Source organism: Cupriavidus sp. 8B, from assembly GCF_054589115.1.
Genome location: NZ_BAAILO010000082.1, coordinates 34,139 through 55,004 on the forward strand (window position 1 = coordinate 34,139; position 20,866 = coordinate 55,004).

Genomic DNA, 20,866 nt, shown 5'->3' on the forward strand with positions numbered 1-20,866 from the left:
GCGCCAGCATGCCGGTCTGCGCCAGCAGCGCGTCGATCGAAATCGTGCCGTAGCGCACCTGGGCGTCGTTGGCGCCGCATAGCTCGCGCGCCATGAACAGCCCGAGGCCGGTGCCCTGGGCGTTGCTGGTAAAGAAGGGCTCGAACAAGGTGCGCTGGTGCTCGCGCGAGACCTCGACGCCATCGTTCCACACGATCAGCTCGGCATGGTGCTGGTCCAGCGCATGAGCCAGCAGGCGGATCGCCCCGGGCAGGCGGCTGCAATAGCGCCAGGCGTTGTCGAGCAGGTTGCCAAGCACTTGCTGCAACTGGGAGGCATCGAAGATGACCGGGCGCGCCACGTCCACCGTGAGCCGGATGGCATTGGCGTTGATCTCGGCCGCACGCGGCACGCGCCGCGCGCCAACCGGGTCGTGGTCCGCGGAGCGGGCGCGCATCTCCAGCCGCCAGCGGCCGACGATATCCGGCAGCGCCTGGTTCAGGTCCACCGTGGTGCGCTCGGTGCGCGGGCGGCGCGACATCTGCAGCACGTCCGACACCACCTGGTCGAGCCGGCGCACATTGTCGTGGATGATGCGCAGCAGCCGCGCATCCACGTCGCCCTCCGCGCGTCCCGCCTCGCCCGGGCGCGCGGCCCGTCGGCTGGTTTCGGCCAGCAGCTCGCTGGCCTGGCTGATGGCCGCCAGCGGATTGCGGATCTGGTGCGCCACGCTGGCCACCAGGCGCCCCATGGCGGCCAGCTTTTCCTGTTGCACCTGCTCGGCGATGCGCTCCCAGCTTTCGATATGGACCAGCACCGTGTCGCGCATCTCGCTGCGCAGCAAGGCCTCGTCCTCCGGGCGCCAGGCCATGGCCTCGCGCTGGGCGATGGCCAGGCGCAGCCGGGCCGCCGCCTCGGGCGCCAGCTCGTTCCAGGTGCCGGTGTTCATGGCGTTCTGCGCACTGAGCGAGACCGACATCGAGGATGCGAAAGTGGATCGCAGGCTGGCCAGCCCCGGCAGCAGGAAGCGCAGCCGCAGCCGCGTATGCAGGATGGGGCCGCGCCCCGAGGATGGCCGCGACGGCAGCGGCAGCAATTGCAGGATGCGCGGCGCGTCGTCTTTGCTGCGCACCCAGTCGCGCAGCATTTCCATCAGCGGCTGCAGGCGGGGAATCTGGCGCAGGTCGAACAGCGCGTCGCGCCCAAAGGCGGGGGCGTCCGTTTGCTTGCCCCGTTCGGCAGGCTGCACGCCAAGCAGCACCACCGCGGCCGGGTTGGCCGCCACCACCACGCCGTTGGCACGCAGCAGCATCACGCCGTCCTGCATGTCGTTGACCATCAGCCGGTTGACCAGCTGCTGCAGGCGCAGCTCCTGCTCGCGCGCCAGCGCCAGCCGCTCCTGCGCGAGCTGGCGGTTGGCCAGCAGGTACATCAGCGAGGCCGCGATCATGAAGACCAGCCCGTACAGCCCCGAGCCCAGCAAACCCGTGTCGGCCTGGCGCAACAGCAAGGTCTGCGCGAAGGGGGCGCTCATCACCACCAGCGCCGAGGCTGCCGCCGCGAACAGCGCGAACAGCAGGCTGGTGAGCGCGCCGGCCTGCAGCGCGGGCAGCAGGAAGATCATGGCGAGCCCCTCGCCGCGTTGGCCCTGCGCGTGAAAGATCAGGCCCAGCAGGGCGAGATCCGCCAGCACCTGGAAGCGCACCCGCAGGTGAAAGCCGCGGCGCCACCAGAGTGTCGCGACCACCATGGCCAGCGCCACCACGGCATAGGGCACGGCCAGCGGCAGCGCGCCCAGCCCGATGCCGAACCCGCTACTCAGTGTCTGCGCGGCGCGCTGCGCCGGCAGCCACGCATAGCCCAGCAGCAGCGCGGCCACCGCCAGCCGGGTCCAGCAGAAATAGCGCAGCAGGCGCCAGTGGAATTCAGGAGGCTCGGGCTGGCGCCACATCGCGGCGAGGGCACGCCAGGCATTCAGGCGGGACCAGAACGAGGCAGGCCCGTTCATGCGGCAGGGCTGTCCGGATCGCTATCGGCCGGCAGGTGGGCGCGCCGGCAGTAATGCAGGCCGCGGTAGGCGATGGCTTCGCCCTGCGGCAGGTGCACGCCGCAGCGCGCGCATTGGACCATGGCTTGCTGCGCGGGCGCAGGCTGGTCGCGGACAGGCGAGCCGTGCGCGGGACCGTGCCGGGCGGCGCGGTCCTCCCGAAGGCGCGCTTGCGCGCGCTGGCGAAGCCACCAGAAACAGCCCAGCAGGACAGCCAGGACAAGGAAGATGCGTGCCATGCCGGCCTCAGATTCGGTGCAGTATGACTTCGATGACGAAGCGGCTGCCAACATAAGCCAGCAGCAGGATGCCGAAGGACGCAATCACCCAGCGCAACGCGGTGCGCCCGCGCCAGCCGTAGAAAGTGCGCCCGGCCAGGATGCCCGCGAACATCGCCCACGACAGCAGCGCGAACACCGTCTTGTGGTCGAGCCGGAAGGCCCGGCCGAACAGTTGCTCGGAGAACAGCAGGCCTGACAGGATCGTCAGCGTCAGCAACACGAAGCCGGCGCCGATCAGGCGGAAAAGCAGCTTCTCCAGCGTCAGCAGCGGCGGCAGCAGGTCGAGCCAGCGGCCCACCCACTGGGCCGGCTCGCTGGCGCTGCCGGCCTGGGGCGAGCGGTTGAAGCCATGCAGGCGGCGTTCCGCCAGCAACATCAGGAAAGCATGGAAGGCGGCCAGCGTGAACAGGCCGTAGGCCACGTTGGCAATGATGAAGTGCAGCTTGAACAGCGGCCGCGCCGCGTAGCCCAGGATCTGTGCGCCGGGAAACGCCAGCGGCATCAGGCTGGCGAGCATGGCCACCGGGACCACGATCAGCCCGAGGCCGGCCAGCGAGAAGAAGAAGCTCTCGATCCAGTAGATGCCCACGCCCAGCCACAGCATGGCCGACAGCGCAAAGGCAAAGCCAAACACCATGCGGTCTGCCGGGAAGATGGTCTCGTGCAGCAGCAGGCCGTGGCTGGCCACCGCGGCCAGCATCAGCGCGTGCCACCAGGCCGGGCGGCCCTCGCCGCGCCCGCCAGTCCCCCCGCCGCCGTGCAGCAGCACGGTGGTCGCCGCGCCCCCAATGGCACCGCCGGTGCCGGCAGCCGATAGCTGCGGGTTACGCGTTGCCCAGCCGTGATAGGCCAGGCCGCAATAGAGAAGTGCCGTCAAGGCATACAGTACAATGGCCATTTGCACAGTTTACCTTAGCGCCCCGTCCCGGTGGCGCCCCGCTTGAGCCGGGCCAAGAGCCAGCCTCAAGCCTCGATCAAGCTCTATCCCCCGGACTTCTGCCATGCTGGACAATCTCACTCAACGCCTGGCGCGGGTCGTCAAGACCATGCGCGGCGAGGCTCGCCTGACCGAAGCCAATACCGCCGAAATGCTGCGCGAAGTGCGCCTGGCCATGCTGGAGGCCGACGTCGCCTTGCCGGTCGTGCGGGAATTCATCGCCCGCGTGAAGGAAAAGGCACTGGGCGAGGACGTGGTGTCCAGCCTGACGCCGGGCCAGGCGCTGGTGGGCGTGGTGCAGCGCGAGCTGACCGCCGTCATCGGCGGCGAGGAAAGCCTGTCCGCCGACAACAAGAGCGGCGAGCTGAACCTGGCGGTGCAGCCGCCCGCGATCATCCTGATGGCCGGCCTGCAAGGCGCCGGCAAGACCACCACCGTCGGCAAGCTGGCCAAGTGGCTGAAGGAAAACAAGAAGAAGAAGGTGCTGACGGTATCGTGCGACGTCTACCGCCCCGCCGCTATCGCCCAGCTCAAGACCGTGTCCGAGCAGGTTGGCGCCGATTTCTTCCCGTCCCAGCCCGACCAGAACCCGGTGGACATCGCGCGCGCCGCGGTGGACTGGGCGCGCAAGCACTACCACGACGTGCTGATCGTCGACACCGCGGGCCGCCTGGGCATCGACGAAGCGATGATGAAGGAAATCGCCGCGCTGCATGCCGAGATCAAGCCGGTCGAAACCTTGTTCGTGGTCGACGCCATGCTGGGCCAGGACGCGGTCAACACCGCGCGCGCCTTCAATGACGCCCTGCCCCTGACCGGCGTGGTGCTGACCAAGCTGGACGGCGATGCGCGCGGCGGTGCCGCGCTGTCGGTGCGCCACATCACCGGCCGCCCGATCAAGTTCGTCGGCGTTGGCGAAAAGCTGGACGGCCTCGAGCCTTTCTACCCCGACCGCATGGCCCAGCGCATCCTGGGCATGGGCGACATCCTCGCGCTGGTCGAGGAAGCCCAGCGCGGCGTGGACATGGAAGCGGCCGAGAAGCTGGCCAAGAAAATCAAGAAGACCGGCGACTTCGACCTGGAAGACTTCAAGGCACAGATCGGCCAGATGAAGAAGATGGGCGGCCTGGGCAGCCTGGTCGACAAGCTGCCGGCGCAGTTCGCCCAGCAGGCGCAGGGCGCCAATATGGACGTGGCCGAGAAGCAGGTGCGCCGCATGGAAGGCATCATCAACAGCATGACGGCCGCCGAGCGCGCCAAGCCCGACCTGATCAAGGCCAGCCGCAAGCGCCGCATCGCCACCGGCGCCGGCGTGCCGGTGCAGGAAGTCAACCGCCTGCTCAACCAGTTCGACCAGATGCAGAGCATGATGAAGAAGCTCAAGGGCGGCGGCATGATGAAGATGATGCGCCAGATGGGCGCGATGAAGGGCGGCATGAAGGGACTCTTCAACCGCTAAGCCATCCGGCACGGCGGCGCCCGCTCCCGGGCGCCGCGCCACCCGCAAAAGACAGAGACTGAGACAGGATCCACATCATGATGACCGCCGAACAGGCCCGCGAACTGTGGGCCAACTCCGAGGAAATCGTCAGCGCCGAGGCCGTCCAGGCATCGCTGGACCGCATGGCGGGCGAGATCACGGAAAAGATGGGCGATACCTTCCCGCTGGTGCTGTCGGTGATGGGCGGCGCAGTCGTCTTCACCGGCATGCTGCTGCCCAAGCTGGCGTTCCCGCTGGAGTTCGACTACATCCACCTCTCGCGCTACAACAACAAGACGGTCGGCGGCGAGATGCAGTGGCGCGTGGCGCCGCGCGAGTCGGTCAAGGGCCGCGCGGTGCTGGTGCTGGACGACATCCTGGACGAAGGCGAAACCATGGCGGCCATCCGCCAGCGCATCATGGACATGGGCGCGACCAATGTCTACGCGGCCGTCCTGTGCGAAAAAGTGCTGCAGAAGGCCAAGCCGATGCACCCGGACTTCTGCGGCTTCACCGTGCCCGAGCGCTATGTCTTCGGCTGCGGCATGGACGCCCACGGCTACTGGCGCAACCTGCCCGCCATCCGGGCCTTGCGCTAAGCCCTCGCGCTCAGGCCTCGCGTTACGGCCTGGCGCTGACGATCGGCCACAGCGAGGCCAGCAGCATCAGCGCCATCGCCACGTTGAACAGGCGCAGCACCCGCGGCTGCGCCAGCCAGCGCCGCATGGCCGAGCCGAACACCGCCCAGATCGCCACGCTGGGCAGGTTGATCACGGCGAACAGGCCGGACAGCAGCAACACATTGAGCCAGACATTGCCGTGCAGCACGTAGGTGCTGCACGCGCCCACCGCCATCACCCAAGCCTTGGGATTGACCCATTGGAACGCGGCCGCCGCCAGGAAGCCCATGGGCTTGCCCACCTCCTGGTCCTGGATGCCCCCCGCCGTCGCCAGCTTCCACGCCAGCCAGGTGAGATAGGCCACCGCCACCACGCGCAGCACCTGCCAGGTCCACGGCAACGTGGCGAACAGCGATCCCAGGCCGAGGCCGACCACCGCCACCATCAGGCCGAAGCCGATGCTGATGCCCAGCACATGGGGCACCGTGCGGGCAAAGCCGAAATTCACGCCCGAAGCCAGCACCATGGTGTTGTTGGGCCCCGGGGTGATCGACGACACAAGGGCAAACGCGCAGAACGCGGCAAACACGCCGGATCCGGCAACAAGCTGGGGGACTGCCATGACAGGCTCCATCACATGCAAAAAGGAATGGCGCTAGTCTAGCCATGGTCAACTGTACAGTACCGGTACAGTTGACCATAAAACTGGCGATACGGCTTGCCGTGTGGCGCCCGCATCATGGCAACCACGGCTTCGCTGCGTTGACGACATCGAGCGCGTTGAGCGCATCAAGTGCATTCACCGCCACGATCAGCGCGATACCCCACAGCACCACGCCGGTCGCCCGCTCCACGCCGCGTACCGAGCGGGCAAAGCGCGCGCGCACCAGCGGATGGCGCACGCCCCAGGCCACCAGCATGTCCCAGCCGAAGACCATGGCGAACATCCAGCCGCCATAGCCCAGCTGGACCGCCAGCGGCGTGCGGGTGCCGGCCAGTACCGAGAACAGGCTGGCGTAGAACAACGCATTCTTGGGGTTGAGCACGGCGGACAGGAATCCCGTCACGAGTTGCGCCGCATACGCGGCGCGGCCGGCGCCCTGCACCTGCTGGCTATCTGTGCCATTCGCACCATTTGCGCCGGGCAGCGCCGTCTCGCCGCTGGCGCGCAGCAGCCGCCAGCCCAGCCAGGCCAGGTACAGGCAACCCGCCCACTGCAGCAGCATGAACACGCCCTGGCTGGCGCGGGTAGCCGCCAGCCCGGCGATGGCCAGCCCGATAAACACGCCGTTGCCCAGTGCAATGCCCAGGCAGACGGCGCTGGCGCGGCCCACGCCATGCACCAGCGCGCTGCGCACTACCAGGAAAAAGTCGGGCCCGGGGCTGAGCAGCGCGAGAAAATGCGCGCCCGCCACCATGGCAAATTGGCCGAGGCCGGAATCAACAGGGAAATCCACGCCAGTCCTTTCGTGTCTTCGGATGAGCACGAAGTCTGGGCCGCAAGAGGGCGGCAAGTATTGGAGAAAATTGCGCGCGACGGCTCAGCCGCTCAGCCGCTCAGCCGCTTCGGCGCTGGTAGCTGCGTGGCGTCAGCGCTACGCGCTGCTTGAAGGCGCGCTGGAAGTGGCTCTGGTCGGAGAAGCCCAGCACCTGGGCGATCTCCGCCGGCGCCCCGCCCGCGCGCAGCAGCTGGCGCGCGTGGTTGATGCGCAGATCCAGCTGATAGGCATGCGGGGTCATGCCGACGTCAGCCCGGAAGGCGCGGATCAGCTGGTAGCGGCTCATGCCGGCGCCGCGCGCCAGCTCCGCCAGCGGCAGCGGCTCGGCATGATGCGCATGCAGCAGCGCGACAAGGCGGGCCAGCCGGGCCTCGGGCGTGAGCGGCTGGCGCGGCGCGCGCACCGCCTGGCGCCGGTCGGCACCGCCGAACAGCGCAGCCACGAAGCCGCCCAGCGCCGCTTCCTTGGCAGCCAGCGTGGCCGCGGAGAACAGCACTTCGTTAAGCCGGCACAGGCTGGCATAGGTGTCCGCCGCGCTGGTGACCCGCACCCGCGCCAGCGCCGCGGGCAACATCGCCACGCCACGCGCCTCCAGCACCGCTGCCGTCCATGCCGGGTCCAGGTGCAGCATCTGGTAGCTCCAGCGCGCGTCCGGCTCTGGATTGCAGGCGTGCACCTGGCCAGCCGGGATCACGACCACATCGCCGGGCGCCAGCGTTACCGACTCGGTCCCGGTGCTGAACAGGCTGTGGCCGCCATCGACGGCGCCGATCGATAACGTGGGATGGGTATGCGGCAGGTAGGCGGCGCCGCTGTCGCTGGCGCAGCGGCTCTCGACATGCGGCATGGCGGGATCGAACCAATAGCGGGCCTGCCGCGTGCCGGCGACTTTGCTGGATTCGGTGGCTCCGGTGCTGCGCGGGCGCATATCAGTCGGTCCGGTATGGACGCTCGCGCAGCCATTTGGTGGCGATCCATTTCTCGCCGGCTTCAACGGGCAGGCCGGCATGCAGGGTGCGCTCGTCCAGCGCGCCGTCGGACTTGCGATAGCTGAAATAGACCGCGTTGCCCTTGACCGGCGCCACCTCCAGGCCAAGCTTGGGAAAGGCGGTAGCGCCGCCCGCCGGCGGGCTGTTCAGGTAGATCACCAGGGTAGCGACGCGTTGCCCGCCGACCTTGAGCTGGCGCGCCTCGCCGGGGCGCTGCGGGTTAAAGAAATCGTAGTGCGGCTGGTACTCGCCGCCGGGCTTGTAGTTGAGGATCTGCAAGCCTTCGCCGCGGTCCGCGGCAATCCCGGTCACCGCGGCGATGCAGTCCTCGATGCGCTCGATCAGCGCATGCTCGCCGACCTGGAACATCGCGCCCAGGCTGGTGCGCGCCTCGATCAGGTTCTCGTCGCCGGTGTCGGGGTTGATCACGGGTGAGCGCGCCAGGCGGCCGCGCGCCAGCTCCACCAGGGCGTCGCACTCGGCATCCGTCAGCAGTTGCTGGAACAGGGTCACGCGCGGCGCCGCGAGCGTGAACAGGATGGGAATCTCGCGGCCGGCGAAATGTGCCGCGTTGCGCTTGCCTTGCACCCCGCGATGGTCCCGGCCACCGGCGTGATCGGCCGCGCGCTCGGCCGGCTTGCCGATGCCCAGCTCCGCGGCCATCTCCGCGGCGTTGTCCGGCGGCGTCCCCCGCACCTCTGCCCGTGCCGCGGCGGACAGCGCCGCGGCCACCGTGGCTTGCGCGAAGGCCTGCTCGTAGCCGGACTGGCACATCGACTGCACCAGTGCCTCGGCGCCAAAGCCCTGCCCGATATGGCGCCGCAGCCAGCGCTCCAGGTCCGCCGAGGAACTGGTGTAGCCCGCCTTGCCGGCGGTGTCGCCAGTGGCGCTGGTGCCGCGGGTGTTGCTCATGAGGGATTGGCCAGCCGCTGCGGCGAGAACGGGTTGCGCGCCGGCGCTTCGGGCGGAAGCACGCGGCTGCGGGTGGCCGTGCCGGTTTCGGGGTCGCCGGCGACGGTGACCGTGGCTTCGGAATACTGCCAGCGCTTCCAGGCTGCCAATACCGCATTGGGATACTCGGGACGGCCGCGGCTGCCGTTATACCGGCCCAGCGCCAGGAACAGGTCGCCCTGCTCGCGGTCCAGGTAGTAGCGCAGGATGGTGCAGCCGTAGCGCAGGTTGCTCTGCAGGTGGAACAGCTTGCGGCTGTCGCTGTCGCCGATGCTGCGCACCCAGAACGGCATCACCTGCATCAACCCGCGGGCGCCGGCCGAGCTGATCGCGTACTTGCGGAAATTGCTCTCGACCTGCACCAGGCCTAGCACCAGCGCGGGTTCCAGCCCGGCGCGCTTGGCTTCATAGTAGGCGGTCTCGATCAGCTCGATGCGCACCTGCGGCTCGGGGATGCGCCCCGCAAGCCGGTGCGACATTTCTTCCAGCCACTTGAGATAGGCCAGTTGCTCGCCGCCGGTGGCGAAAGCGGGGCGCAGCGGGCGGCTGTCGGCAATCGCCGCGGCCAGCGCGCCGCGCACCGAGTCGGCCAGGTCCTCTTCCTTCTGGGCCCCGGCGTGGGCGGCGGCGCTCAGCACCAGCAGCATGCCGGCACTGGCACGCGCCACGCGCAGGCGGCTCAGGCTCAGGTCAGGCAAGCGCAGCGGGTGCAGTAGGCGCATGGCGCTCAGGCGGACAACAGCCCGCGCACGTGGGCAACCACGTCGGCGACCGGCAGCTGGGTGGCTTCGGCGTCGCGCCGTCCCTGGTACTCCACGCGGCCTTCCTTCAGGCCACGGTCGCCCACCACCACGCGGTGCGGCACGCCGATCAGCTCCCAGTCGGCAAACATGGCGCCGGGGCGCTCGCCGCGGTTGTCCAGGATCACGTCGACGCCGGCTGCCAGCAGCTCGGCATGGATACGGTCGGCCTCGGCCTTGACCGCCTCGGAGCGGTCGTAGCCAACCGGGCAGACCACCACCGCGAACGGGGCGATCGATGCGGGCCAGACAATGCCGCGCTCGTCGAAGTTCTGCTCGATGGCGGCCCCCAGGATACGGGTCACGCCAATGCCGTAGCAACCCATCTGCATGGGCTGGGTCTTGCCGTTCTCGTCCAGGAAGGTGGCGCCCATCGATTCCGAATAGCGCGTGCCGAGCATGAACACATGGCCGACTTCGATGCCGCGGCAGATCGCGAGCGTGCCCTTGCCGTCCGGTGAAACGTCGCCTTCCACCACGTTGCGCAGGTCCGCCACCACGGGCTCGGGCAGGTCGCGGCCCCAGTTCACGCCGGTCAGGTGGTAGTCGCGCTCGTTGGCGCCGCAAACGAAGTCGCTCATGTTGGCGACCGTGCGGTCCGCCACCACGTTGACAGGCTTCTTGGCGCCGATGGGGCCCAGGTAGCCCGGGGGCGTGCCGAAGGTCTCGGCGATCTCGGACTCGGTTGCGAAGCGGAACTCGGCCAGGCCGGCCACCTTGGACGCCTTGACCTCGTTGAGCTCATGGTCGCCGCGCAGCAGCAGCAGCCAGATCTGCGTGCCGGCCTCGCCTTCGGTGGCCAGCACGATCGACTTGACCGTGCGTGCCAGCGGGATGCCAAGCAGCTCGGCCACGTGCTCGCACTTGGCCTTGCCCGGCGTGGGCGTGTTGACCATGGCTTCAGCCGGCGCGGCGCGCTGGGCCAGCAGTGGCAGGGCCTCGGCCGCTTCCATGTTGGCGGCGTAGTCCGAGTCGGGGCAGTAGACGATGGCGTCTTCGCCGGTCTCGGCGATCACGTGGAACTCGTGCGAGCCGGAGCCGCCGATGGCGCCGTTGTCGGCCGCCACGGCACGGAATTCCAGGCCGAAGCGCTGGAAGATGCGCACATAGGCGTCGAACATCTTGTCGTAGGACGCCTTCAGGCCAGCAGTGTCACGGTCGAAGGAGTAGGCATCCTTCATGGTGAACTCGCGTCCGCGCATGATGCCGAAGCGCGGCCGGCGCTCGTCGCGGAACTTGGTCTGGATCTGGTAGAAGTTGATCGGCAGTTGCTTGTAGCTGCGGATTTCGCTGCGGGCGATGTCCGTCACCACCTCTTCGGAGGTAGGCTGGACGGCAAAGTCGCGCTCGTGGCGGTCCTTCAGGCGCAGCAGCTCGGGGCCCATCTTGTCCCAGCGGCCGGTTTCCTGCCACAGCTCGGCGGGCTGGATCACCGGCATCGACAGTTCGACCGCGCCGGCGCGGTTCATTTCCTCGCGCACGATGGCTTCCACCTTGCGGATCACCCGCAGGCCGACCGGCATGTAGCTATAGATGCCAGCGCCGAGCTTCTTGATCATGCCGGCTCGCATCATCAACTTGTGCGACACGATTTCCGCGTCGGAAGGGGCTTCCTTTTGGGTGGAAATGAAGAATTGCGAGGCTTTCATCCGTTACTTTCTCGTGAGGCCATGCCCGCCCTGGCAGGTTCCGTGGGCGAGATGGCGCGAATCCGTGGTGCGCGCGTGCATTATGCAGCGCTTTTTGCTCGGGGAAAACCAGCACCCCGTTGCACAAAGCCCCATTACGCGCTTCCTTTATAATCAACCTAATTCTAAAGGATTCGAGGTGCAGTCATGCTCGATCGTGAAGGCTTTCGCCCGAACGTCGGCATCATCCTCATCAACGCACGGAACGAGGTGTTCTGGGGCAAGCGCATAGGCGAACATTCGTGGCAGTTTCCGCAAGGCGGCATCAAATACGGCGAAACGCCGGAGCAGGCGATGTACCGCGAGCTACATGAAGAAGTCGGTCTGCTGCCCGAGCATGTCAGGATTGTCGGTCGCACACGCGACTGGCTGCGTTATGAGGTGCCGGACAAGTTCATCCGCCGCGAAATCCGCGGCCATTACAGGGGACAGAAGCAGATTTGGTTCCTGTTGCGCATGGCGGGCCGCGATTGCGACATCCGCCTGCGCGCCACCGACCACCCGGAGTTCGATGCCTGGCGCTGGAGCCATTACTGGGTCCCGCTGGACGCTGTCATCGAGTTCAAGCGCGATGTCTATCAGCTTGCGCTGACCGAGCTGTCCCGCTTCCTGCAGCGCAATACCCGCGCGCCGCTGAGCCCCTACGGCACCCATGGCCGGCATGGTTCGGTGCGCGCAGGTTATGCTCGCGCGGGGCTGGACGAGCATCCCGACAGCGTTCCGGACCTGGTGCATCAGGACCTGGCCCACGATCCGGGCCCAATTTCGCCGGCCCAGCCGGCGTCCACAGAACGGAGTACCGATGATTGATTTTGCCGGCCGCGGCTTGCGCCCGAGCCTGCCCGCCGCCTGCTTGCTGGCGGCAACCCTTTGCCTTGGCCTGGCCGGCTGCGGCAGCACGTCCAAGCCGCAACACCTGCCGATGCCCGACGAGTCCGAGGATTACACGCCGAAAAAGGAGTTCAGCATCCTCGACCCGTTCGCCGCGAAGGAATTCAGGGAAGTGGAGACCCCGCTGCCAGCGCCGCCGCGGGATGCGGACCTGATCCCGTTCGAAGTCAGCCCCGCCGGCAACTTTACCTTCGCCGTCGACAGCAAGTCGGTGGCCGTGGGTGCGGACGGCGCGGTGCGTTATACGGTGGTCATCACCGGCGCCGGCGGCATGCGCAACGTGAGCTTTGAAGCCGTGCGCTGCGACACCTTCGAGCGCAAGATGTACGCCACCCTGCCCAGGGGCGCGACCGAGTGGGTACGCAACCGCACCGATGACCGCAGTGGCTGGGTCCAGCTGGCCGGTATCGCGCGCAATAACTATGGCGCGACGCTGGCCAAGGATTTCCTGTGCGAGGGCCGCTCCGCAGCCGGCAAGGCGCAGGACATCGTCAAGGATCTGCGTGGCGAAGCACCGCGCAAGAGCGCGATCGCACGTTGATGGCGGCAACGGCGCAGTAGTACGGCGCCGCTCCATGCAAAAAAGCCCGCGAGCGATCGCGGGCTTTTTTGCATGGTACCTCGGAACAATCAGTCCGCTCAGACCAGTACCAGGTTGTCCCGGTGGATCAACTCGTGCTCGTTCTGGTGGCCAAGCACTCGCTCAATCTCGGACGAGGGCTTGCGCGCGATCAGCTTGGCTTCCGAACTGGAGTAGTTGGTGATGCCGCGCGCCACCTCATGGCCCGCCGCGTCGATGCAGGCAATGACCTCGCCACGCGCGAACTCGCCCTGCACCTCCACCACGCCGATCGGCAGCAGCGACTTGCCGCCGCTGGTCAGCTTATCCACCGCGCCGGCATCGATCACCACCCGCCCACGCAATTGCAGGTGGTCGGCCATCCATTGCTTGCGCGCGGTCAGGCGGCCTGTTGGGGCTAGCAGTTGCGTGCCGATGCCTTCGCCACCGGCAAGCCGCTCCAGCACATTGGCTTCGCGCCCGGAAGCGATCACGGTATGCGCGCCCGATTTGGCGGCGCGCTTGGCGGCCAGGATCTTGGTCAGCATGCCGCCGCGGCCAATCGACGTGCCGGCGCCGCCGGCCATGGCCTCGAGCTCTACCGCGCCGGCCAGCGCCTCGTCCACGAACTCGGCCTGCGGGTTGCTGCGTGGGTCGGCGGTATAGAGGCCGCGCTGGTCGGTCAGGATCACCAGCGCATCGCCTTCGATCAGGTTGGTGACGAGCGCGCCCAAGGTGTCGTTGTCGCCGAACTTGATTTCGTCGGTGACCACGGTGTCGTTCTCGTTGATGATGGGCACGACACCCAGCGACAGCAGCGTCAGCAGGGTCGAGCGCGCATTGAGGTAGCGCTCGCGGTCGGCCAGGTCGGCGTGGGTCAGCAACACCTGGGCGGTGCGGATGCCATAGCGGCCAAACTGGCTTTCGTAGACCTGGGCGAGACCCATCTGGCCCACTGCCGCAGCGGCCTGCAGTTCATGGATTTCCTTGGGGCGCCGGACCCAGCCCAGGCGCTGCATGCCCTCGGCGATGGCGCCGGAGCTGACCAGCACGACTTCCTTGCCGGCCATGCGCAGCTTGGCGATCTGTGCCGCCCAACGGGCGATGGCCTCGTGATCGAGACCCTTGCCGTCGTTGGTCACCAGGCTGGACCCAACCTTGACGACGATACGTTTTGCCTGGGCGATGACCGATTGCATGGTGGGAATCCTGTCTGCTGGGTACTGCTGTTTTGTTTTTGTAGTTAGTTCTGCTCGCCGCCGGACTGGTCGACGTTGTGCAGGCGGTCATCCAGGCGGATGTCCGGCTCGGCCAGTGCGGCGACTTCCTCGGCCTTGATCGCGGCCAGGTGGTCCTTGATCGCGTAGATCAGTTCGCGGCAGCCTTCGCCGGTCAGGGCGGAGATGCGGAACACCGGGCCCTTCCACTTGTAGCGTTTGACGAAGTCCTTGACGCGCGCATCGCGCTCTTCCTCGGGCACCACGTCCAGCTTGTTGAGCACCAGCCAGCGCGGCTTTTCGTACAGGCTTTCATCGTACTTCTTCAGCTCGTTGACGATGGCGCGGGCCTCGGCCACCGGATCCACGGCTTCGTCGAACGGCGCCAGGTCGACGATGTGCAGCAACAGCCCCGTGCGCTGCAAGTGGCGCAGGAACTGATGGCCCAGCCCGGCGCCTTCCGCCGCGCCCTCGATCAGGCCGGGGATGTCGGCCACCACGAAGGACTGCTCGTGATCGACCCGCACCACGCCCAGGTTGGGATGCAGCGTGGTGAAGGGATAGTCGGCCACCTTCGGGCGCGCATTGGAGATGTGCGAGATAAAGGTCGACTTGCCGGCGTTCGGCATGCCCAGCAGGCCCACGTCGGCCAGCACCTTCAGCTCCAGCTTGATCATGCGGCGCTCACCCGGCTTGCCGTCCACCTGCTGGCGGGGCGCGCGGTTGGTACTGGACTTGAAGTGCAGGTTGCCCCAGCCGCCCAGGCCACCCTCGGCCAGGCAAACGGTCTGGCCATGCTCGGTCAGGTCGGCGATCAGTTCGCCGGAATCCATGTCCAGGATCTGCGTGCCGACCGGCATGCGCAGGTTCACATCTTCGCCGCCCGCGCCATAGCAATCGGCGCCCCGGCCATTCTCGCCGTTGCGCGCCACGTGCTTCTTGGCGTAGCGGAAGTCGATGAGCGTGTTGATGTTGCGGTCGGCCACCGCGTAGACGCTGCCGCCGCTACCGCCGTCGCCACCGTCGGGGCCACCGAAGGGCACAAATTTCTCGCGCCGCATCGATGCGCTGCCATTGCCGCCGTTGCCGGCGATGACTTCAATTCTGGCTTCGTCGATGAACTTCATGATGACCTTCCGTGGTGTAGCGACCGCAAAGCGCGCGCCCGGCCGGGATGGCAGGGCCGCGGGCGCGGCGAATGGCGACAATGACATTGTCGCCAGAAAAGAAAAAGCCCCGCAAGTACTGCGGGGCCTTCATGCTGCAAAGGCTGTGATCAGACTGCCGGAACGACGCTGACCTGCTGCTTCTTGGCAGCGCCCTTGACGGCGAACTGCACGTGGCCGTCGACGAGAGCAAAGAGGGTGTGATCCTTGCCAATGCCAACGTTATCGCCCGGGTGCACGCGGGTACCGCGCTGACGCACGATGATGCTGCCGGCGTTGATGGCTTGACCACCAAACACCTTGACGCCCAGACGCTTCGATTCGGAATCGCGGCCGTTCCGTGTGGAACCGCCGCCCTTTTTCTGTGCCATGACTAACTCCTGTCGCTTTACTTTACCTAGTTACGCTTGAATTCGATGTCGACGATGACTGAGCACCGGCTCAGCCAATGATCTCTTCGATGCGCAGCTCGGTGTAATTTTGACGATGGCCTTGACGCTTTTGATAGTGCTTGCGACGGCGCATCTTGAAGATCTTCACCTTATCGTGACGACCTTGGGAGATAACGGTAGCCTTGACGGAAGCCCCGCTAACCAGCGGCGTACCAAACTTGAGTTGGTCGCCTGCGCCCACTGCGAGCACCTGGTCGAGCGTGATTTCTGCGCCAATGTCTGCCGGTATCTGTTCTACTTTAAGTTTTTCGCCAGCAGCAACCTTATATTGCTTGCCGCCGGTTTTTACGACCGCGTACATTGTCGAACCTCTCGATGTGAAATAAAACGCCGAAAGCCAACGCCGGCGCGCCCTTGCGTCCGTTTCATCCCGCTGCTCCAATCAGCAAAAGGCAAGGAAAACAGACAAGCCGGACGGCCCAATTGGCCCGGTTATCTCCCACCAGCGCATCTGCAGACAACACAAAGCGGCCGGAGGAAACCCACGATTCTATACCAAAGCCGGGAAAAGTACAAAGAAAACAGACACATAGCCTGCCCGGCGTCGCGTGGCGCCGCCTGAAGCACTTCCCCGCCCGTTCTGGTCAGATCAGGTCCGCGAGCAGGAAACCGGCCAGGGCGGCGAAAGCTGCCCACAATGCGGTTCGCCGCAGCTTGCGGCGCGAGGAGGATTGTTGCTGGGTCATGGCGGCATTATAGGTCCCCGGGATCGCCGCCCCCGCTCTACGCGCAGCGCGACTGCGCGCCTTGTCGCACCCCCCGTTCAGGGGACATACATACACCCGCATGGCTTATAATCGGCGGGTTTTGCGTAACGGTGAACATCTTGTCCCAGTCTTCCGCCACTGCCTTGCTTGCCCCGGTCGCTGCCGACATGCGCGCCGTTGATTCGGTTATCCGCCAGCGCCTCGCCTCGGAGGTACCCCTGATCGAGCAGATCGGCGAGTACATCATCAGTGCGGGCGGCAAGCGCCTGCGCCCGGTGATCCTGCTGCTGTCCGCGCGGGCCTTCGGTTACGACGGCAACCGGCACCACGAACTGGCCGCCGTGGTCGAGTTCATCCACACCGCCACGCTGCTGCACGACGACGTCGTCGACGAGTCGGAGCTGCGCCGCGGCCGCCAGACCGCCAATGCGGTCTTCGGCAACGCCGCCAGCGTGCTGGTAGGCGACTTCCTCTATTCCCGTGCCTTCCAGATGATGGTGGACGCCGGCAGCATGCGCATCATGGAGATCCTCTCCAATGCCACCAATGTGATCGCCGAAGGCGAAGTGCTGCAGCTGCTGAACATGCACGACCCCGACGTCACGGTGGAGCGCTACCTGCAGGTGATCCGCTACAAGACCGCCAAGCTCTTCGAAGCCTCGGCCCAGCTCGGCGCCGTGCTGGCCGGCGCGGACGCGGCCACTGAAGAAGCCGCCGCGGAATACGGACGGCGCATCGGCACCGCGTTCCAGCTGATCGACGACATGCTGGACTACACCGCCAGCGCCGAGCAGATGGGCAAGAATGCCGGCGACGACCTGCGTGAAGGCAAGCCCACCCTGCCACTGCTGCACCTGCTCGAGCACGGCACCGCGGAACAACGCACGCTGGCCCGCGAAGCCATCGTGCAAGGCGGCACCGAGCATTTCGATGCGGTGTTCACCGCAATCCACGCCTGCGGCGCGCTCGAGGTCACCTTCCAGGCTGCCCAGCGCGAAGCCGAAGCCGCGGAGAAAGCCGCCCAGCAGTTCCCCGACTCCCCATTGAAGCAAACGCTGATCGACCTGTGCGCGTTCTCGCTGCAACGGCAGTCCTGATGCCAAAGCGCCTCGTGCGGGCGTCCTCTTCCATTCCGGAAAAAAGGCTGCTACACTTGTGTGCTTTCGCGCTGCAGCAGTAATTAAGCAGCTAGTAATTAGGCAGGCAGCGCAGAGAAAAACAAACGGGGTGTAGCTTAGCCTGGTAGAGCGCTACGTTCGGGACGTAGAGGCCGGAGGTTCGAATCCTCTCACCCCGACCAGTTTCACGGTCGACAAGACCGTACAAAAAAGGCCGCACAGCAATGTGCGGCCTTTTTTCATTGGCGCACCCGGCTCGCCGATCCTGATTCCCACCCCTTGCGCATCCCCCCGCGCAAGTAGGGTTGCGCCCGTGTCGCGCAAACGCCAACACCCTTTCCGGCTCGCCTTTACAAAAAGTGACCCCGGCGGCAAACTGCCCCGATTCGGGGTCCTCGGCCGCTTGCGGCCAATCGTTTTTTGCCATGACACTTGGTCTAGCTCTTGCACAGAGCCGGCGTATCGCGCCGGCCCTGCTCGCCCAGCTTGAACAGTCGGCACGAGAAAAAAAGTCGCAGCTGATCGACGAGATCATCGCCAGCGGCACCATGACTGCACATGATGTGGCGATCTTCGCGGCTGATAAATATCAGCTGCCGCTGATCGATCTGAATCAGTACAACCTCAACAAGGTGCCGCCGGCGCTGGCGGGCAATCGCGAGTTCCACGCGCACCGCCTGCTGCCGCTGGGCCGGCGCGAGAACCGCCTGGTGCTGGCATTGTCCGACCCGGGCAACCAGGCCGGGCTCGATGCCATCAAGCAGAAATACAACCTGCCGGTGGAACCCGTCGTGGTCGAGCACGACAAGCTGATGCAATACGTGCGCTCGGCTTCCGACGACAGCGGCGGCACGATCAAGTCGATCGGCCCGGGGCACGTCGAGCGCAAGCTGATCGACTACGACCCGGTGGCGTCCGCCGGCGCGCTGCGCAACAAGACCGCGGCCGACATCGACGACGCACCGGTGGTTCGCTTCCTGCACAAGCTGCTGACCGAAGCCTTCCATCGCGGCGCCTCCGATCTCCACTTCGAGCCGTTCGAGACCTTCTACCGCATCCGCTTCCGGGTCGATGGCGTGCTGCAGGAAGTGGCACGGCCGCCGGTGGATATCCGCGACAAGATCTCCACCCGGATCAAGGTGCTGTCGCGCCTGGACATCTCGGAAAAGCGCGTGCCGCAAGACGGCCGCATGAAGCTGCTGATTGCGCTGCCCAAGGAAAAAGGCGGCGACAAGGACGGCAAGGACAGCAAAGACGGCAAGGAGCCGAAGGAAACCGTGGAGAAGGCGATCGATTTCCGCGTCTCCACGCTGCCGACGCTGTTCGGCGAGAAGATCGTGATCCGGATCCTGGAGTCGTCGTCCGACAAGCTCGACATCGACCAGCTCGGCTACGAGCCGGCGCAAAAGGCGCTGCTGCTGGACGTGATCAAGCGCCCCTACGGCATGGTGCTGGTGACCGGCCCCACCGGCAGCGGCAAGACGGTGTCGCTGTACACCTTCCTGAACCGGCTGAACCAGGGCGACATCAATATCTCGACCGCCGAGGATCCGGCGGAAATCCAGTTGCCCGGCATCAACCAGGTCAACGTCAACGAAAAAGCCGGCCTGACTTTCTCCGCCGCGCTGCGCTCTTTCCTGCGCCAGGATCCCGACATCATCATGGTCGGCGAAATCCGCGACCTGGAAACCGCCGACATTTCCATCAAGGCGGCCCAGACGGGCCACCTGGTGTTCTCGACGCTGCATACCAACGACGCGCCGACCACGCTCACGCGCCTGATGAACATGGGTGTCGCGCCCTTCAATATCGCGTCCAGCGTGCTGATGATCACCGCGCAGCGGCTGGCGCGGCGGCTGTGCACCTGCAAGCGGCCCGGAGAGCTGGCGCGCGAGGTGCTGGCCGACGCCGGCTTCCAGGACCAGGATCTCGACGGCAGCTGGCAGCCTTACCACCCGGTCGGGTGCGAGCGCTGCAACGGCAGCGGCTACAAGGGCCGCTGCGGCATCTACCAGGTGATGCCGATCACCGAGCCGATGCAACAGATCATCCTCGCGCATGGCACGGCGCTGGAAATCGCCGAACAAGCGCGTAAAGATGGCGTGCTATCGTTGCGCGAAGCTGGCCTGGCCAAGGTGAAGCAAGGTCTCACCTCGCTTGAAGAAGTGCTGGCCACAACAAATATGTAAAACAACAAGAGATGTCATTAGGGGTCAATCATGGCGACACGCGCACCAGCCGCCGCCGCTCGCAAGGCGGCTGCGCCCAAGGGGAAACCAGGGCGTAAAGCGCCCACGCAGTACCTCTTCGAGTGGGAAGGCAAGGACCGCAAGGGCAAGGCGTTCTCGGGCGAGCTGCGCGCCGAGAGCCAGGCCGAGGTCAATGCCACGCTGCGAAAGCAGGGGCTGACGGTCGTCAAGCTGAAAAAGCGGCGGGCCGCGCGCGGGAAAAAGATCACCCAGAAGGACATCGCGTACTTCACGCGCCAGCTCTCGACCATGCTCAAGGCGGGCATCCCGCTGCTGCAATCGATCGACATCATCGCGCGCGGGCATGCCAACCCCAACTTCACCCAGCTGCTGTCCGAGATCCGCTTCGACATCGAATCCGGCAGCAGCATGGCGCAGGCCTTCCGCCGCCATCCGCGCTACTTCGACACGCTCTACTGCAACCTGATCGACGCCGGCGAGCAGGGCGGTATCCTGGACGCCCTGCTGGAGCGCTTGTCGCTCTACATGGAAAAGACCATCGCGCTGAAGAGCCAGATCAAGTCGGCCATGATCTACCCGATCGCCGTACTGACCGTGGCCTTCGCGGTGACGGTGATCCTGATGATCTTCGTGATCCCGGCGTTCAAGGGCGTGTTCTCCAGCTTCGGCGCCAACCTGCCGGCGCCGACCCTGGTCGTGATTGCCATGTCGGACTTCTTCGTCGACCACTGGTACCTGATCATTGGCGCGCCGGTCATCGCCATCACGATGTATATACGCGGGCTAAAACGCTCGGAGAAGGTCCAGCGAGCCAGCGACCGCCTGCTGCTCAGGCTGCCGATCTTCGGCTCGCTGTTCCGCAAGGCGGTGATCGCCCGCTGGACCCGCACGCTTGCCACCATGTTCGCCGCCGGCACGCCGCTGGTGGAGTCGATGGATTCGGTCGCCGGCGCCGCCGGCAACTGGGTGTACTACGACGCTACCAAGGAGATCGAGCAATCGGTGCGCATCGGCACCAGCCTGACCAACGCCATGCAGGCCACCCATGTGTTCGACAGCATGGTGCTGCAGATGACGCAGATCGGCGAGGAATCCGGCGCGCTGGACAACATGCTGCTGAAGGTGGCGGAGTTCTACGAGCGCGAGGTCGATGACGCTGTTGCCGCCATCTCCAGCCTGATCGAGCCGCTGATCATCGTGGTGCTGGGCGTGCTGATTGGCGGCATGGTGGTGGCGATGTATCTTCCGATCTTCAAACTGGGACAGGTGGTGTAA

20 protein-coding genes and 1 tRNA gene are annotated in these 20,866 nt (G+C 66.2%); 8 read left to right on the forward strand and 13 right to left on the reverse strand.

Annotated elements, in window-relative coordinates; genetic code table 11:
• The 3 genes from ACYP5B_RS07755 to ACYP5B_RS07765 all read right to left on the reverse strand — a co-directional run.
• The coding region (locus tag ACYP5B_RS07755; protein WP_459569197.1) for a sensor histidine kinase at positions 1 to 1,987 on the reverse strand (1,987 nt) is incomplete at its 3' end.
• Complete coding sequence (locus ACYP5B_RS07760; protein WP_459569198.1) at positions 1,984 to 2,265, reverse strand: PP0621 family protein; 282 nt, start codon at positions 2,263 to 2,265, stop codon at positions 1,984 to 1,986. The genes ACYP5B_RS07755 and ACYP5B_RS07760, both read right to left, overlap by 4 nt.
• A gap of 7 nt (positions 2,266 to 2,272) precedes the next feature.
• Complete coding sequence (locus ACYP5B_RS07765) at positions 2,273 to 3,205, reverse strand: cytochrome C assembly family protein (protein ID WP_318230813.1); 933 nt, start codon at positions 3,203 to 3,205, stop codon at positions 2,273 to 2,275.
• Between the two features lie 103 nt (positions 3,206 to 3,308).
• Here ACYP5B_RS07765 and ffh point away from each other — a divergent pair, with 103 nt between their 5' ends.
• Both ffh and ACYP5B_RS07775 read left to right on the forward strand, forming a co-directional pair.
• Positions 3,309 to 4,703, forward strand: coding sequence for a signal recognition particle protein (ffh, locus tag ACYP5B_RS07770; RefSeq protein WP_267604490.1), 1,395 nt, complete (start codon positions 3,309 to 3,311; stop codon positions 4,701 to 4,703).
• Positions 4,704 to 4,780: 77 nt separating this feature from the next.
• Positions 4,781 to 5,323 carry a hypoxanthine-guanine phosphoribosyltransferase gene (locus tag ACYP5B_RS07775; RefSeq protein ID WP_459569199.1) on the forward strand — a complete coding sequence of 181 codons (543 nt, stop codon included), beginning with the start codon at positions 4,781 to 4,783 and terminating at the stop codon, positions 5,321 to 5,323.
• 22 nt (positions 5,324 to 5,345) lie between these two features.
• Here ACYP5B_RS07775 and ACYP5B_RS07780 read toward each other — a convergent pair whose 3' ends face one another.
• The 6 genes from ACYP5B_RS07780 to ACYP5B_RS07805 form a co-directional block, all read right to left on the reverse strand.
• The gene (locus tag ACYP5B_RS07780; RefSeq protein ID WP_459569200.1) at positions 5,346 to 5,966 is read right to left on the reverse strand and encodes a LysE family translocator; all 621 of its coding nucleotides are present in this window, start codon (positions 5,964 to 5,966) and stop codon (positions 5,346 to 5,348) included.
• 115 nt (positions 5,967 to 6,081) lie between these two features.
• A complete protein-coding gene (locus ACYP5B_RS07785) occupies positions 6,082 to 6,801 on the reverse strand; it encodes a LysE family translocator (protein ID WP_400093193.1) in 720 nt (239 codons plus the stop codon).
• A 100-nt stretch (positions 6,802 to 6,901) separates the two neighbouring features.
• The gene (locus ACYP5B_RS07790) at positions 6,902 to 7,771 is read right to left on the reverse strand and encodes a helix-turn-helix domain-containing protein (RefSeq protein ID WP_459569201.1); all 870 of its coding nucleotides are present in this window, start codon (positions 7,769 to 7,771) and stop codon (positions 6,902 to 6,904) included.
• A 1-nt stretch (position 7,772) separates the two neighbouring features.
• The gene (locus ACYP5B_RS07795; protein ID WP_459569202.1) at positions 7,773 to 8,744 is read right to left on the reverse strand and encodes a 2OG-Fe(II) oxygenase; all 972 of its coding nucleotides are present in this window, start codon (positions 8,742 to 8,744) and stop codon (positions 7,773 to 7,775) included.
• Complete coding sequence (locus ACYP5B_RS07800) at positions 8,741 to 9,430, reverse strand: lytic transglycosylase domain-containing protein (RefSeq protein WP_318230909.1); 690 nt, start codon at positions 9,428 to 9,430, stop codon at positions 8,741 to 8,743. Before ACYP5B_RS07800 ends, ACYP5B_RS07795 begins: the two co-directional genes overlap by 4 nt.
• Before the next feature lie 80 nt (positions 9,431 to 9,510).
• Positions 9,511 to 11,232: a proline--tRNA ligase gene (locus ACYP5B_RS07805; RefSeq protein WP_400096755.1), complete on the reverse strand. Its 1,722-nt coding sequence runs from the start codon at positions 11,230 to 11,232 to the stop codon at positions 9,511 to 9,513.
• A 186-nt stretch (positions 11,233 to 11,418) separates the two neighbouring features.
• On the opposite strand from ACYP5B_RS07805, the gene ACYP5B_RS07810 reads away from it, so the two are divergent.
• Together ACYP5B_RS07810 and ACYP5B_RS07815 are read left to right on the forward strand one after the other, a co-directional pair.
• A complete protein-coding gene (locus ACYP5B_RS07810; RefSeq protein ID WP_043349734.1) occupies positions 11,419 to 12,081 on the forward strand; it encodes an RNA pyrophosphohydrolase in 663 nt (220 codons plus the stop codon).
• Positions 12,074 to 12,703, forward strand: a complete 630-nt coding sequence (locus ACYP5B_RS07815) for a CNP1-like family protein (protein ID WP_459569203.1) — start codon at positions 12,074 to 12,076, stop codon at positions 12,701 to 12,703. Before ACYP5B_RS07810 ends, ACYP5B_RS07815 begins: the two co-directional genes overlap by 8 nt.
• Positions 12,704 to 12,801: 98 nt before the next feature.
• On the opposite strand, the gene proB is transcribed toward ACYP5B_RS07815, so the two are convergent.
• From proB to rplU, 4 genes are all read right to left on the reverse strand, one after another.
• Positions 12,802 to 13,920: a glutamate 5-kinase gene (gene proB, locus ACYP5B_RS07820; protein WP_267604497.1), complete on the reverse strand. Its 1,119-nt coding sequence runs from the start codon at positions 13,918 to 13,920 to the stop codon at positions 12,802 to 12,804.
• Between the two features lie 44 nt (positions 13,921 to 13,964).
• Positions 13,965 to 15,065, reverse strand: coding sequence for a GTPase ObgE (gene obgE / locus ACYP5B_RS07825; protein ID WP_441633931.1), 1,101 nt, complete (start codon positions 15,063 to 15,065; stop codon positions 13,965 to 13,967).
• A gap of 149 nt (positions 15,066 to 15,214) precedes the next feature.
• Complete coding sequence (gene rpmA, locus ACYP5B_RS07830; protein ID WP_006162509.1) at positions 15,215 to 15,475, reverse strand: 50S ribosomal protein L27; 261 nt, start codon at positions 15,473 to 15,475, stop codon at positions 15,215 to 15,217.
• A 70-nt stretch (positions 15,476 to 15,545) separates the two neighbouring features.
• The gene (gene rplU / locus ACYP5B_RS07835; protein WP_006162510.1) at positions 15,546 to 15,857 is read right to left on the reverse strand and encodes a 50S ribosomal protein L21; all 312 of its coding nucleotides are present in this window, start codon (positions 15,855 to 15,857) and stop codon (positions 15,546 to 15,548) included.
• A gap of 573 nt (positions 15,858 to 16,430) precedes the next feature.
• Here rplU and ispB point away from each other — a divergent pair.
• From ispB to ACYP5B_RS07855, 4 genes are all read left to right on the forward strand, one after another.
• A complete protein-coding gene (gene ispB / locus ACYP5B_RS07840) occupies positions 16,431 to 17,360 on the forward strand; it encodes an octaprenyl diphosphate synthase (RefSeq protein WP_267606511.1) in 930 nt (309 codons plus the stop codon).
• A gap of 126 nt (positions 17,361 to 17,486) precedes the next feature.
• Positions 17,487 to 17,563, forward strand: a tRNA-Pro gene (locus ACYP5B_RS07845).
• A 243-nt stretch (positions 17,564 to 17,806) separates the two neighbouring features.
• Positions 17,807 to 19,570: an ATPase, T2SS/T4P/T4SS family gene (locus tag ACYP5B_RS07850; RefSeq protein ID WP_459569204.1), complete on the forward strand. Its 1,764-nt coding sequence runs from the start codon at positions 17,807 to 17,809 to the stop codon at positions 19,568 to 19,570.
• Positions 19,571 to 19,600: 30 nt separating this feature from the next.
• Entirely contained in the window at positions 19,601 to 20,866 is a 1,266-nt protein-coding gene (locus ACYP5B_RS07855; protein ID WP_318230803.1) for a type II secretion system F family protein, read from the forward strand.